The sequence below is a fragment of the Aminobacter aminovorans genome, from assembly GCF_900445235.1.
GTDB classification, from domain to species: domain Bacteria; phylum Pseudomonadota; class Alphaproteobacteria; order Rhizobiales; family Rhizobiaceae; genus Aminobacter; species Aminobacter aminovorans.
This window is the reverse complement of the sequence record NZ_UFSM01000001.1, coordinates 4,218,667-4,232,299: the sequence shown is the minus strand read 5'-3', so window position 1 is coordinate 4,232,299 and position 13,633 is coordinate 4,218,667. Positions and strand designations below refer to the sequence as shown.

The window sequence follows — 13,633 nt, the reverse complement described above, 5'->3', positions numbered from 1 at the left end:
CCAGGTTGATTGGAATGAATTCATCGTCTATCGTCGATAAACGATGAATTCATTCTCCATCACGCCGTCCTGCTGTGACTCCGTCAAGGATGTGACGCAGAAGCTTGCCGCGCTGTCGCATCCGGCACGGCTCGAAATCCTGAGATGCCTGGCTGGCGGCAGGTCGTGCTGCTGCAAGGACGTGGTCGAGCATCTCGATCTCGCCCAGTCGACAGTCTCGCAACATCTGAAAATCCTCGTCGAAGCCGGTCTGGTGCGCTACGCGCCGGAGCGGCAGCGGTCGCGTTATGAGATTGACCAGACAGCATTGCTTGCCGTTTCCGCGTCGGTATCGGCGCTGGTCGAGACCTTTTGCGCCGTCGAAGGCGACAACATCTAGTCAAGGCAAGCACAGTGGCCAGCAAAACCGTATCCGCCGAGCGCGGCTCGACCCTCAGCACCATCAGGAACCTGTGGCCCTATATGTGGCCTGAAGACCGGCCCGACCTCAGGGCGCGGGTGGTGTGGGCGACAGTGTTCCTGTTCGTCGCCAAGCTGACGCTGGTCGCCGGGCCGTATTTCTTCAAATGGGCGACGGATGCGCTCGCCGGCGACCAGCGCACGCCGCTGCCGCTGCCGGCCTTCCTGGTGGCGCCGATCATGCTGGTGATCGCCTATAACGTCGTGCGCATCGTCCAGCTCGGCTTCAACCAGCTGCGCGACGCGCTGTTTGCCCGCGTCGGCCAATATGCGGTGCGCCAGCTTGCCCACCGCACCTTCGTGCACATGCACCAGCTGTCGTTGCGCTTTCATCTCGAGCGCCGCACCGGGGGCCTGTCGCGCATCATCGAGCGCGGCACCAAGGGCATCGAGACCATCGTCCGCTTCACCATCCTGAACACCGCGCCGACAGTGCTGGAATTCGCGCTGACCGCCGGCATCTTCGGCTTCGCCTATGGCTGGAAATATGTCGCCGTGGTGGCCGCGACGGTGTGGCTCTACACCTGGTTCACGGTGTGGGCGAGCGACTGGCGCATCGGCATCCGCCGCGAGATGAACGATTCCGACACCGACGCCAACACCAAGGCGATCGATTCGCTGCTCAATTTCGAGACGGTGAAGTATTTCAACAACGAGGCCATGGAGGCCGAGCGCTTCGACCGCTCGATGGCGCGCTACGAGACGGCGGCAACCCGGATCTGGACCTCGCTCGGCTGGCTGAATTTCGGCCAGGGCGTCATCTTCGGCATCGGCATGACCATCGTCATGGCCATGTCGGCGATGGAGGTCATGGCCGGCACCCAGACCGTCGGAGATTTCGTCTTCATCAACGCCATGCTGATGCAGCTTTCGGTGCCGCTCAACTTCATCGGCTTCATCTATCGCGAAATCCGCCAGGGCCTGACCGACATCGAACAGATGTTCGACCTGCTCGACGTGAGCCAGGAGGTGACAGACAAGCCCGGCGCCAAGGCCCTCGTCGTCGGTACCGGCCGTGTCGAGTTCCGCGACGTGCATTTTGCCTATGATCCCGCCCGCCAGATCCTGAAGGGCGTCAGCTTCGAGGTGCCGGCCGGCAAGACGGTGGCGATCGTCGGCCCTTCGGGCGCCGGCAAGTCGACTATCTCCAGGCTTCTGTTCCGCTTCTACGACATCCAGCAGGGCGCCATCCTGATCGACGGCCAGGACATCCGCGACGTTTCCCAGCAGAGCCTGCGCGGGGCAATCGGCATGGTGCCGCAGGACACGGTCCTGTTCAACGACACCATCGCCTACAACATCCGCTATGGCCGCGTGAACGCCGACGAGGAGGATGTGCGCAAGGCAGCCGAGCTGGCGCAGATATCAGGCTTCATCCAGCGCCTGCCGGACGGCTACAAGGCGATGGTCGGCGAACGCGGGCTGAAGCTGTCGGGCGGCGAAAAGCAGCGCGTGGCGATTGCCCGCACCATCCTCAAGGCGCCGCCGATCCTGATGCTCGACGAGGCGACCTCGGCGCTCGACACCCAGACCGAGCAGGAAATCCAGAGCGCGCTCGACCTGGTCAGCAAGGGCCGCACGACGATCGTCATCGCTCACCGCCTGTCGACAGTCATCTCGGCCGACGAGATCATCGTGCTCGCCGATGGCGGCATCGCCGAGCGCGGCACCCATGCCGACCTGCTGGCGCAGGGCGGGCTTTATGCCTCGATGTGGGATCGCCAGCGTGAGGCGACCGAGGCCGAGGAGCGCTTGCGCCAGGCGCGCGAAGGCGACGAGCTCGGTGTCGTCGTGCGCCGCCGCACGCCGGAGGTGACCAACGACGCGGAGTGAGCGGCCACGCCCGGCCGCTGGCTGACATGATCCCGGGCTGACATGATCACCTCAGCCGCAGGCTGCGATGCTCAATCATCATGCGAGCGGCGATAACGCCGCTTGCGGCCTGCGATAGCGGTGGGCGCTGCCAATGCCGCGTTGCGGCTGACGGTCGTTTCCGGTAAGCACTCCGGGACTTCAACAGCAACGGCCTCCACTTCATGAGCATAGCCGACACGATCCGCAACGCCTTCGTTCCGGTCCATCGCGAGGGATATCCCTTCATTGCCGGATTCGCGGCGGTTGCCGTCCTGCTGGGCTTCTTTTCTACTTCGCTGTTCTGGGTCGGGGCGATCCTGACTGCCTGGTGCGCCTATTTCTACCGTGACCCCGAGCGCGTCACGCCTGTCGACGACAGGCTGGTTGTAAGCCCCGCCGACGGCGTGGTTTCGGCTGTCGGCCCCGCCGTGCCGCCGCGCGAGCTCAATCTCGGCACCGCCGAGATGACCCGTATCTCGGTGTTCATGAACGTCTTTTCGGTCCATGTGAATCGGGCGCCGGTGCGCGGCAAGATCGTCCGCATCGAGCACCGTCCGGGAAAATTCCTCAATGCCGAGCTCGACAAGGCAAGCCAGGAAAACGAGCGCAACGGCATCGTCATCGACAGCCCCAACGGGCAGGTGGCGGCGGTTCAGATCGCTGGTCTCGTCGCCCGCCGCATCCTGTGCTGGGCCGATGTCGGCGGCAACATCGCCGTTGGTGAGCGTTTCGGCCTGATCCGCTTCGGTTCGCGTGTCGACGTGTTCCTGCCGACCAATGCGGTCGCCCGCGTTTCAGTCGGCCAGACGGCCGTTGCGGGTGAAACCATCCTCGCCGAATTTGGCGGCGCCAGCCATCCGCCGCTGGTGCGGGTCTCCTGATGGTCGCGCCATTCAAGCCCTTCGAACCGCATGGCAGCGGCGGCCCGCGCATTCGCGAAATCCCGCTGCGCATGGTGCTGCCCAACCTGATCACCGTGCTGGCGATCTGCGCCGGCCTGTCGGGCATCCGGCTCGCCTTCGAAGGTCGCTTCGAATCGGCCGTGGTGATGGTGCTTTTGGCGGCGTTCCTCGACGGCATCGACGGCCGCCTGGCCCGCATGCTCAAGGCGACATCGCGCTTCGGCGCGCAGATGGATTCGCTCGCCGACATCGTCAATTTCGGCGTCGTGCCGGCATTGGTGCTCTACGCCTATCTGCTCGACAAGGCAGGCTCGCTCGGCTGGATCGCGACACTGTTGTTTGCCATCGCCATGGGCCTGAGGCTGGCGCGCTTCAACGTGCTCGACGAGGATCTCGATCGTCCCGCCTGGCAGGCCGAATATTTCGTCGGCGTGCCGGCGCCGATCGGCGCCATCACCTTGATGCTGCCGATGTATCTCGGCTTCCTCGGTCTCGAAGGCACCCGCACCGTGGCCTACATCGGCACCGGTTTCACCATTCTCGTCGCTTTCCTGCTGGTCAGCCGCTTGCCTGTCTATTCCGGCAAGAAGCTGAAGATCAAACGCGAGCATCTGCTGCCTGTCATGCTTTTGGCAGTGTTCTACGTGCTGCTTCTGACCGTCTATCCCTGGCAGACGCTGACCGCCTCGGTCGGCGCATATCTGATCTTTCTGCCGCTCAGTGCCAGCGCCTATGCGCGCCGCGCCCGCATCGAAGCAGCGGCGGCGGCTGCCGAGGCGGCTGAAACGCCCGCCGAACCCAAGGCTTAGTCTGGACAGTTTTGAGCCGTAGCTCGCGGGTGGCGACATGGACCGTGCCGTCGCCTGGGCAACTGTGTTCATGCGAAGCAGACAAGCGGCAACACTCCCACCCCCATCGTCATCCTAGGGCGGAGCAGGAGCGCAGCTCCGTCGCGGAGACCCTGGGATCCATGCCGTGACATCACCGCCGGGCGCAAGCGGTCAAGAACGCGTGCTCTTTCTGCACCCGCACTACGTTCCTCACCTTCACGGCATGGATCCTCGGGTCAAGCCCGAGGATGACGAAGGCATGGGGGCTCGCGGCAAATCTCCACGGTCGTCATCTGGCCCGCGCTCTAGGCCGCCAGCCCGAGCTGGTCGAGCGCCAGGCGGCGGGCGGCGACATAGTCTGTCTTGCCCGAGCCGAGCACCGGGATCTCGTGCACCTTGATGATGTCATGCGGCACCATCAGCTCGGTGGCGCCGGCCTGCTTGCCATAGACGCGCAACGCCTCGGGATCGGCATTTCCGGCTGTCGTGACCAGCACGATGCGCTCGCCCCGGCGCTTGTCGGGAACGGCGACCGCGGCGTGGCGCTGTTCCGGCCACAGCGCCTGCACCAGCATCTCGACCGCGCCCAGCGACACCATTTCGCCGGCGATCTTGGCAAAGCGCTTGGCGCGCCCGCGAATGGTGATGAAGCCCTCGCGGTCGACCGAAACGATGTCGCCGGTATCGAGCCAGCCTTCGAGCGGCTGCAGCTCGCCCGGCCGGTCCGATGTCATGTAGCCCATCATCAGATTGGGGCCGGTGAGCCAGAGCTGGCCGCCTTCGGCAACGCCCTCGACCTCTGCAAGCCGCATGCGCATGCCGGGCAAGAGGCGCCCGACGGTGCCGTCGCGGCCATGCGTCGCCGAGTTGACGGCAACGACGGGGGCGGCCTCGGTCAGGCCGAAACCCTCGATGATCTCGGCATTGAAGCGGCTGCGCCAGACCCGGCGCGTCTCCGCCCTGACCGGCTCGGCGCCGGCGACGACGAAGCGCAGGCTGGAGAAATCGCCATCCTCGGCGGTGCGGGCATAGGCGGCGAGGAAGGTGTCGGTGCCGAACATGATCGTCGGGCGGATCTTGCGCGCGACATCGGGGATGATCTTGTAGTGCAGCGGCGAGGGGTAGAGGAACAGCCTGATGCCGGTCAGAAGCGGCAGGATGGTGCCGCCGGTGAGGCCGAAGGAGTGGAACACCGGCAGCACGTTGAACAGCTTGTCTTCAGGCGAGATGCTGATGCGCGCCTCGGCCTGCAAGGCGTTGGCGACGAGGTTGCGGTGCGACAGCACCACCGCCTTGGGCGTGCCCTCGGAGCCCGAGGTGAACAGGATGACGGCCGGCTTTGACGCATCCTGTGGCGCAAGCGGCCGCCACCATTGCAGGGCAGCGGTGAGCTTTTCCGCTGAAGTGACGCTGTCGCGCAGCTCTTCCAGCCAGACGATCCTGGCGCCGGCCTGCTCGGCAGCAGTGACGACGTCGCCAAGGTCGGCCTTCTGGATGAAGGCACGCGACGAAATGATGGTCGTGATCGCGGCTGTCTTGACGGCGGACGCGACATTGGCCGCACCCGCCGTGTAGTTGATCATCGCGGCAACGCGGCCGGCGGAGATCACGCCGAGCATCGAAAGCACCACGCCATTGGCGTTGGGCAAAAGGATGCCCAGGGCTTCGCCCGGCCTGGACATGTCTTCGAAGCGCTTGCCGAGCACGCGTGCGCCAACCAGCAGCTTGCGATAGCTGAGCGCACCGCTGACGACGTCCTCGACGATCGGCCGCGACGGGCCGTAGCGCCTGGCAGCGTCGACCATGGAGCCGAATACGCCCCGGTCGAGATCTGTGCCGGCAAGCCGCGCTTCGGCGAAACGGTCGAACAGCGCGTTGGCGGTCGTCGTCTGGCTGTAGCCGGCGCGCTGCAGCAACTCGGCCATGGTCATCGGGGCCAGGGCCGCGATGCTGAGGCGCTGGAACCAGTGGCGCGGGGCGCGTTCGGCAGGCGTCAGCGAGAAGGGCAGGTGGCGGGCGCCGCTGACGAAGATCGGCACGACCCTCGCGTCGGCCTGCATGGCGATGCGGGCAACGGCGCGGAACAGCCGGAACGATTTGACGTCTGGCTCGACGGTGTCGGGCAGGTAGACGGCGAGGCGGCCCTTGCCGCGCAATACGCGGACCAGCCGGCGGCTGACGAAGACATGCTCGGCGTTGAAGGCGATGGTGCGGCCAAGCTCGCGCCACGGCTCGAGCCAGAATGCCTTGGCGGAGGCATCATCGAGGATATGCAGCGTCTGGTCGGGCAACAGCGACAGCATCAGCGCCGGTTCGAGCCGCGACTGGTGCGAGATGACATAGATGACCGGCGCCTCGGCATCGCGGGCCTGACGCAGCGCGTCGTCCTTGATCCGATAGATCAGCTTGAGCGGCAGATAGAGCAGCGCCTGGCGGAAGCGGATGCCGCGGCCATGCATCAGAACAGCGGCGGCAAGCATCCATGCCGCAACGAAGCCGAGCACAATTGCACTGGCCAGGACCATGCCGCACCTCCCAATGCACGCGAAGCCCACCGCGCGCGTCGAAACTAGACGATGACGACGCGACGTCAATGCGCATCGTCATCTCCCATCCCTTGGCCACCGGCCCCTTGACCACCATCCGCGGCATCAGGACAGGAAAAAGCCGGTCTTGCGACCGGCTTGAAGCAAAGGGACGGGTGGAGGGGATGGGGGATGGGGCAACCCGTCCTGAGCACAATAACGCGGCCGCTGACATTTGGTTCCACTGTCATCAGGCATTTTGTGTTTCTTTTTCGATCAGGTCGGGCAGGGGGCAGTTCGCGATGACTGACGGCAGCTTTCTCCGCAGCCGGAAGACAAATTGCGACGTTGCCGTCGGGCGGCGACGATCGGGGCTGATTTGTTCGAGCAGCCCCTGTTCCGATTTCAGGCTGAACCAGGACGAGTTGCTCGCCATAGAGCCGGATCAATTGCAGTATTCGGCGTCAATGTATTGACCGTGACGCTCACCAAGGCGATGCTCATATTAGACCGTGCTTGTCAGACCGTGTTTAGTCGTGCCGCTCCTGCCAACTCAGAAAGGCAATGGAGGCCCTGATGCCCACTACCCTAGACAGACAGTACGTTGAGGATCACCTAGGCGCTCACAATTACGAGTCCTTCGGGCGCAGCATTGTTGCGGCTGTCCTCGAAGAGGCGCTGGAGCAAAGAAGCCGAGACGGCGGAGGAGACCTGAAGTTCAAGGTCGAGACGACGCTCGAAGCGACATCCTCCGGCTGCACCTGGCTCATCATGATCGTGAATGGCAGGCGGATCCGGATTCATCAGCCACCCATTACGAGCTTCTAGATATTCTGGCCCGGAGGGGCTGCATCAGGCGGTGGCAGGCACCATGCGGCGCGTCCTGTCGCGAACCGCCACATCGATGCGGTAGTCGAGCCGGTCGAGGCAACGAAGCAGCCGACCGATGGAGAACTTGCCCGTGCGGCCGGTCATGACCGCCGACAGGTCGGGCAGGCGGCTGTGTTCTTGCGAGCAAACAGTGCTCTTCTTCTGCCTCTCCACATTTCTTACTTTCACATGGCAACTGTGTTCAAGCGAGCAAACAAGCGGCAACACTCCCACCCCTTCGTCATCCTGCCGTAAGGGTTTGGAACGTGATGAGGGTGGAGGAAGGAGCCGGCCCGGACCGTCTTTGCGCTGCCGACAGGTCGCGGCGACCCTAGGATCCATGCCGTGAAGGTGAGGAATGCGGAGAGGGCAGAAGAAAGATCACTTGTTTGCTCGCTTGAACACTGTTGCCCTGCCGTTACATTACCGCCGGATTCAAACGGTCAAGAACGCGTGCTCCTTCCTCCGCTCGCCTCACATTCCTTACCCTCACGGCATGGATCCCGATTGCCATTGGCTGTCTAACTCGTTTCACGGCGGAATTTTCCGCCAGTCTCGAACCGATCAGCCAAGCGGGCGTCGCGCCAGGCGTGCCAGAACACCGCGGCCAGCACGATGGCGCCACCGAGCAGGCTTGCCATCGGTGGCAGCTCGGCCAGGAACAGCCAGGCAAAGAAGATGCCGCATGGCACCTCGGTCGTACCGAGCAGGCCTGCTTCGGCGGCGGGAATGCGGCGCGCGCCCTCGGTCCACAAGATGACGGCAAGGGCAAAGGTGAAGCCGAAGGTGACGAGCGCTGCAATGCTGGCCGGCGGAACAGTGAGCGGATCGGCGAGGAACCAGGCCGGTATCACGCCGAGAAAGGCCGAAACCGCGCCGGCCCAGACCACCGACGCGTTGCGGAAACGCCTGACAAGGGCGGCATAGAGTGCAAACAGGAAGGTCATCAGCAGCGCCAGGCTGTCGCCGAAGGCATGGCCGCCGCCGAGCCCCGACCAGACCATGATGGCGACACCGGCAAGGCATATGGCTGCGGCGATTGCCGTCTGGCGCCGGAACACCTCGCCGACGATCAGCCAGGCGAGCAGGGCGACGACGAACGGCACGGTGGCGTAGATGACCACGACATTGGCGACATAGGTGTTCTTGAAAGCGGCGATGAAGGCGATGCTGGAGAAAGTGCCAAGCACGGCCAGCATCCAGCCTTGCCAGCCGAGATGCAGGCTTTCACCCGCGCCGCTTCGCCGCCGCCACAAGACATAGGCCGAGATCAGCAGGCCGCCGATCAGCCCGCGCCAGGAGGTGATGGTCAGCGGGTCGGCGTCGACCGATTTTGTCAGGATGCCGGCGAGGCCGAAGACGGCGGCCGAGGCGGCGACGAGCAACATGCCGAGGCGGTGCTGAGCGGCGGTTTCGGTTGCTGTCGACATCTCGGCCTCCCAGGCGGTAGCGTAGCCTATCCCTGTGCCACTGACAGCCTGCTGTCAGGAGCCGGCTTGGGATTGGCGAGGAACTGGTACGATCCGGGAGGAAGACGATGGACGCCGCACAGTTGAAGGCGCTGCAGGCGCCGATCAAGGATGCCTATCGCGACGATGCCGGGCGCGCGCTGATCACGCTCAGGGCACGCGGCGCCGTCGACGACCAGTCGATTTCCTGCAGGATCGACACCGGCAAGGCGATCGTCACTGCCGGCCTGCATCCGGCCACCGGTGGCAGCGGCATGGAGCTGTGCTCGGGCGACATGCTGCTCGAAGCGCTGGTGGCCTGCGCCGGCGTGACCTTGAAGGCGGTGGCGACAGCGCTGGAGTTCCGCCTCGGTGAAGCCGTGGTGTCGGCCGAGGGCGACCTCGATTTTCGCGGCACGCTGGGCGTCGCCAGGGACGCACCGGTCGGCTTCCGCGCCATCCGGCTTGCCTTCAAACTCGACACCGACGAGCCGCAGGAGCGCATCGATGCGCTGGTCAAGCTGACCGAACGCTACTGCGTGGTGTTCCAGACGCTGAACGTTCGGCCGGAACTCAGCGTTTCGGCCGAACGCTAGAGGTGCGGGCTCAGTTGGCGGCGAAGCAGTAGAACAGGCCGTCGCCGCCGGTTCCCTTGAGCGCCTCCTGGCTGCAGCCGCCGCGCGAGGCATGCGAGGAGTTCCAGGATTTGGCCGCCGCCGAGTCGTCGAGGCCCATGCGGTCGTGGTGGCCCATCATCGCCGCACCTTCGCTGCCGTCGAGGGTCCAGTCGCCGCAGGATTGGTCGGCTGCCTTGGTGCCGTCGGGCATCGAGCCGGTCAGAATGTCGTGCCTGTTGGGCTGATCGCCGCGGCCATTGATGGTGTTGCCCTTTTCGTCGAGGGCGGTTTCCTTGTTGATGTTGTTGGCGTCGCTGTGCAGCGAGGCGACGTCGTCGGCGATCTTCTGGCCCTTGGCATTGACCCATGGGCCTTTGCCGATGCGGTCCTTGGCATCGGCGTCCTTGGACGAGAGATAGGCCTGCCAGGTCTTGCCGGTCGAGCCAGCGGCTTCGGCCAGGCTCTGGCAATGGGCGTCGGCGCCGGCCAGGCCGCCGAGATTGGCGCCCTTGCCGAGGCCGGTGCTGGTGACGAAGAAGCTCATCGTGGCGTCCTGGGCGCTGGCCCCCGACAGCCCTGACAACAGCAGCGCAGACATCAGAAGAATGCGTTTCATCGAGTGGTCCTCCCTCATTTTCTTGGCTGAGGGCCGCAAAACTAGGACTGGCCGGTATCACCGGCCAATCACGCTTGCGTGTCGCCTACATCGGCCAGACCAGCATCAGCATCGGCACCGCAACGACGATGACAAGCAGCGACAGCGGCAGGCCGAGGCGCGGATAGTCGGAGAATTTGTAGCCGCCGGGGCCCATGACCAGCGTGTTGCACTGGTGGCCGATGGGGGTGAGGAAATCGCAGCCGGCGCCGATCGCCACCGCCATCAGGAAGGCTTCGGGGCGAAAGCCCAGCGTGGTGGCAAATCCCGCGGCGATCGGCGCCACCACGAGCACGGTGGCGGCATTGTTGAGGAACGGCGTGACTGCCATAGCCACGACCATGATCAGCGTCAGCGCACCCGCAGGCGGCAGCGTCGAGGCGAATTCGGCGAGCCAGGCGGAAATGATCTCGGTGGCGCCGGTCCGGCGCAGCGAGTCGCTGACCGGGATGAGGGCAGCCAGCATCACCAGGATCGGGCCGTCTATGGCGCCATAGACCTCGCGCAGCGGGATGACGCGGAACAGCACCATGGCGACGGCGGCGGTGAAGAAGGCGAGCGGCACCGGCAGCAGGCCAAGGGCTGTGGCGCCCATCGCCGCGACCAGGATGGCAAGCGGGACGATGCCGCGCCTGAAGCTGCCGAGCAGGATCGGGCGCTCGGCGAGCGGCAGGCAGCCGAGTTCGCGCAATATGTCGGGCATGGTCTGCGGGTTGCCCTGCAGCACGACGACGTCGCCGAGGCGCAGGATGACGGCGCCCAGCCGCTCCTGGATGCGTTCGCCCTTGCGGCTGACCGCCAGCAGGTTGACGTTGAAACGGTCGTAAAGCGCCAGGCGCTGGGCAGAGCCGCCGATCAGGTTGGAGTTTTCGCCGATGATCGCCTCGACGGCAGCCGCCGCGATTCCGCCGGCGGAATCGCGGCTGCCGGTGACGCTGAGCTTGGCCTGGGTGACGATGCGGTCGAGCGCTTCAGGGGCGCCTTCGATCAAAAGGATGTCGCCCTCGCGCAGCACGACGTCGGGGAAGGGCGTCACATGCAACGCGCGCGAACGCAGGATAGAGGTCACCACCGCGCGGCTGCCGCCGAGCTTCAGCAGGTCGGCCAGCGTCTTGCCGACGACGGTGGAGTCGGCGACCAGGCGCGCCTCGGTGACGTAGTTGTTGACGTCGAGCGCCTCGTGGATCGAGGCCGAGGCGCGGGTGCGGATGGGCAACAGCCGGTAGAACAGCACCAGGAAGACGAGGCCCGAGACCGCCAATGCTGCGCCGACAGGGGTGAAGTCGAACATCGAGAAGCCTTCGCCGGTCATTTCCTGGCGCACGCGCGACACCACGATGTTGGGCGAGGTGCCGACCAGCGTCATCAGGCCGCCGAGCAGCGAGCCGAAGGCCATCGGCATCAGGAACACCGAGGGCGAGGTGTTGGAGCGGCGGGCGAACTGGAAGGCGATCGGGATCATGATCGCCAGCGCGCCGATATTCTTCACGAAAGCCGAGAGGATGGTAACGATGATCACCAGCAGCGCCAGTTGCGCCCTGACGCTCGAGACGTCGGGCGCAAAGCGCTGGATGGCATATTCCATGATGCCGGAGCGCGCGACGCCGGCGCTGACCAGCAGTGCCGAACCGACGATGATGACGATGTCGTCGCTGAAGCCGCCGAAGGCTTCAGCCTGCGGCACGATGCCGATCGCAACGGCTGCGATCAGCGCGCCTGAGGCGACGAGATCGTAACGGAACCGGCCCCAGACGAATGCCGCCATCATCAGCGCAATGACGGCGAAGGACATCATCTGGTCGGTGGTCATGCGGCCGGTGTCCCTCAATCTGGCATAGAGCGCCCGGACGGGCGCCTGGCGGCATAGAGCGCCCGGACGGGCGCCTGGCGGCATAGAGCGCCCGGACGGGGGCCTGGCGGCATGGAGCGCCCGGACGGGCGCCTCGAAGACTTCCATTGCGCGCATCGCTGCGATGCGCTCAAGCTTCGGTCAACGCGACAGCGGCGACATCGTTGCCCTGATGGCAGGGTTGCCGCCGCGATATGTCGCGGTGCGCGCGATGTGTCGCGCGGAAAAGGTGGCGTCAGGCCGGCTTCTGGTGGGAAACCCAGCGCTGCTCGCGGATCTGGTAGATCTCGCCGGTGCGGGTGAGGGCGGGGTCGACCATCCCGAGGATGTGGCTCGCCGTCTCCGACGGATGGGTGACGGTTGCCGGATCCTCGCCGGGCACGGCCAGCGCGCGCATCGCTGTGCGGCTGGTGCCGGGGTCGAAGATGTTGACGCGCAAGGCGGTGTTCTTGGTTTCGTCGGCCCAGGAGCGGGCAAGCGCCTCGACGGCTGCCTTGGAGGCGGCATAGGGCGCCCAGAAGGCACGCGCCGAATGGGCGGAGCCGGAACTGACGATGACGGCGCGACCGGCATCCGACTTGCGCAGCAGCGGATCGACCGAGCGGATCAGGCGCCAGGTGCCGGTGACGTTGACGGCCATGACCTTGTCGAAGACCTTGGCCTCGACATGGCCGATGGGGGCGATGACGCCCAGCACGGCGGCGTTGGCAACCAGAATGTCGAGCTTGCCCCAGCGATCGTTGATCGAGCTGCCGAGGCGGTCGATGCCGGCCATGTCGGTGAGGTCGAGCGGTACCAGCGTCGCCTGTCCGCCTGACGCCTTGATCTCGTCATCGAGCTCTTCCAGCCCGCCGACCGTGCGCGCCACGGCAATCACATGCGCACCCGCCGCGGCAAGCTGCTTGGCCGTGTTGTAGCCGATGCCGCGCGATGCGCCGGTAACGAGCGCGATGCGGCCGGAGAGGTCGGGAGTGGTTGTCATCATGGCATCCAGTTCGATCTTGTCGGTCCGCTGCCTGATAGGACGATTTTATCAGGAACAAAACCCCGCACGGCCGAATGAAGGTCGACTCGGTGCCGCAGCGCATGAAATTTTCGCGCGTACCTGTCGGCGAGAGCGACCGTCATGCGTCCTTAGTTGAGCCTCAGTTGAAAAGCCAACGACACGGGAGACAGACCGATGGGCAGAAGCGTTGCAATCCTCGTTGCCAGACTGATCTTCGCCGCCGTCTTTGCCATGGCGGCCTTCTTCAAATTCGCAGGATTGACTGAAACCGCCGCCTATATTTCCGCGGCCGGCTTTCCCTTCGCCCTGCTTTTGGCCTGGCTGGCGGCATTGTTCGAGCTTGGTCTGGTGCTGGCCTTCCTGACCGGAGCGTTCTTTTCGGAAGCGGCACTTCTTGCCGGCGCCTATGTCATCTTCCTGGCCTTCGCCTTCCACGGCCCCTCGCACTGGCAGGGCAACCAGGCCGAATTCGGCTTCTTCGTCGATCACTTCACCTTGCTGGCCGGACTGCTTTACGCAGCCGTTCACGGCCCAGGTGAAAGGCTGGCGTTGCGGCAAGGCCTGATCTGGAACAAGGAGGCTGCTTCCGCGCGTTGACGCGGAAGCATGCTGAATTTG

At 65.0% G+C, this 13,633-nt stretch carries 14 protein-coding genes; 7 read left to right on the top strand and 7 right to left on the bottom strand.

Going from position 1 to position 13,633, the window contains the following annotated elements:
- The first annotated feature begins 43 nt into the window (after positions 1–43).
- The 4 genes from DY201_RS20875 (at position 44) to DY201_RS20860 (ending at position 4,024) form a co-directional block, all read left to right on the top strand.
- Positions 44–379 (top strand): ArsR/SmtB family transcription factor, encoded by a 336-nt coding sequence (locus DY201_RS20875; protein WP_115732869.1) that lies wholly within the window; start codon positions 44–46, stop codon positions 377–379.
- A gap of 14 nt (positions 380–393) precedes the next feature.
- A complete protein-coding gene (locus DY201_RS20870) occupies positions 394–2,292 on the top strand; it encodes an ABCB family ABC transporter ATP-binding protein/permease (RefSeq protein ID WP_115732868.1) in 1,899 nt (632 codons plus the stop codon).
- A 203-nt stretch (positions 2,293–2,495) separates the two neighbouring features.
- Positions 2,496–3,194 carry a phosphatidylserine decarboxylase gene (locus DY201_RS20865; RefSeq protein ID WP_115732867.1) on the top strand — a complete coding sequence of 233 codons (699 nt, stop codon included), beginning with the start codon at positions 2,496–2,498 and terminating at the stop codon, positions 3,192–3,194.
- Positions 3,194–4,024 (top strand): CDP-alcohol phosphatidyltransferase family protein, encoded by an 831-nt coding sequence (locus tag DY201_RS20860; RefSeq protein WP_115732866.1) that lies wholly within the window; start codon positions 3,194–3,196, stop codon positions 4,022–4,024. The genes DY201_RS20865 and DY201_RS20860 overlap by 1 nt, the downstream gene beginning before the upstream one ends.
- Before the next feature lie 326 nt (positions 4,025–4,350).
- On the opposite strand, the gene DY201_RS20855 is transcribed toward DY201_RS20860, so the two are convergent.
- Together DY201_RS20855 and DY201_RS20850 are read right to left on the bottom strand one after the other, a co-directional pair.
- The gene (locus tag DY201_RS20855; RefSeq protein WP_115732865.1) at positions 4,351–6,570 is read right to left on the bottom strand and encodes an AMP-binding protein; all 2,220 of its coding nucleotides are present in this window, start codon (positions 6,568–6,570) and stop codon (positions 4,351–4,353) included.
- 250 nt (positions 6,571–6,820) lie between these two features.
- On the bottom strand, positions 6,821–7,006 hold the full coding sequence (locus DY201_RS20850; RefSeq protein ID WP_115732864.1) for a hypothetical protein: 186 nt from the start codon (positions 7,004–7,006) through the stop codon (positions 6,821–6,823).
- Positions 7,007–7,146: 140 nt separating this feature from the next.
- On the opposite strand from DY201_RS20850, the gene DY201_RS20845 reads away from it, so the two are divergent.
- Complete coding sequence (locus tag DY201_RS20845; RefSeq protein ID WP_131922204.1) at positions 7,147–7,398, top strand: hypothetical protein; 252 nt, start codon at positions 7,147–7,149, stop codon at positions 7,396–7,398.
- A 24-nt stretch (positions 7,399–7,422) separates the two neighbouring features.
- Here DY201_RS20845 and DY201_RS20840 read toward each other — a convergent pair whose 3' ends face one another.
- Positions 7,423–7,614, bottom strand: a complete 192-nt coding sequence (locus tag DY201_RS20840; protein WP_245432057.1) for a helix-turn-helix domain-containing protein — start codon at positions 7,612–7,614, stop codon at positions 7,423–7,425.
- A gap of 347 nt (positions 7,615–7,961) precedes the next feature.
- A complete protein-coding gene (locus DY201_RS20835; RefSeq protein WP_115732862.1) occupies positions 7,962–8,870 on the bottom strand; it encodes a DMT family transporter in 909 nt (302 codons plus the stop codon).
- A gap of 107 nt (positions 8,871–8,977) precedes the next feature.
- Between DY201_RS20835 and DY201_RS20830 the strand changes: the two genes are divergently transcribed.
- Positions 8,978–9,484, top strand: a complete 507-nt coding sequence (locus DY201_RS20830; protein WP_115732861.1) for an OsmC family protein — start codon at positions 8,978–8,980, stop codon at positions 9,482–9,484.
- Positions 9,485–9,494: 10 nt separating this feature from the next.
- Here the strand turns inward: DY201_RS20830 and DY201_RS20825 are convergent, their stop codons facing one another.
- From DY201_RS20825 to DY201_RS20815, 3 genes are all read right to left on the bottom strand, one after another.
- Positions 9,495–10,121, bottom strand: coding sequence for a hypothetical protein (locus DY201_RS20825; RefSeq protein WP_115732860.1), 627 nt, complete (start codon positions 10,119–10,121; stop codon positions 9,495–9,497).
- A gap of 85 nt (positions 10,122–10,206) precedes the next feature.
- On the bottom strand, positions 10,207–11,970 hold the full coding sequence (locus DY201_RS20820; protein ID WP_115732859.1) for an SLC13 family permease: 1,764 nt from the start codon (positions 11,968–11,970) through the stop codon (positions 10,207–10,209).
- A 274-nt stretch (positions 11,971–12,244) separates the two neighbouring features.
- Positions 12,245–12,991 (bottom strand): SDR family NAD(P)-dependent oxidoreductase, encoded by a 747-nt coding sequence (locus DY201_RS20815; protein ID WP_115733906.1) that lies wholly within the window; start codon positions 12,989–12,991, stop codon positions 12,245–12,247.
- 198 nt (positions 12,992–13,189) lie between these two features.
- On the opposite strand from DY201_RS20815, the gene DY201_RS20810 reads away from it, so the two are divergent.
- Positions 13,190–13,612: a DoxX family protein gene (locus DY201_RS20810; RefSeq protein ID WP_115732858.1), complete on the top strand. Its 423-nt coding sequence runs from the start codon at positions 13,190–13,192 to the stop codon at positions 13,610–13,612.
- Positions 13,613–13,633 lie beyond the last annotated feature (21 nt).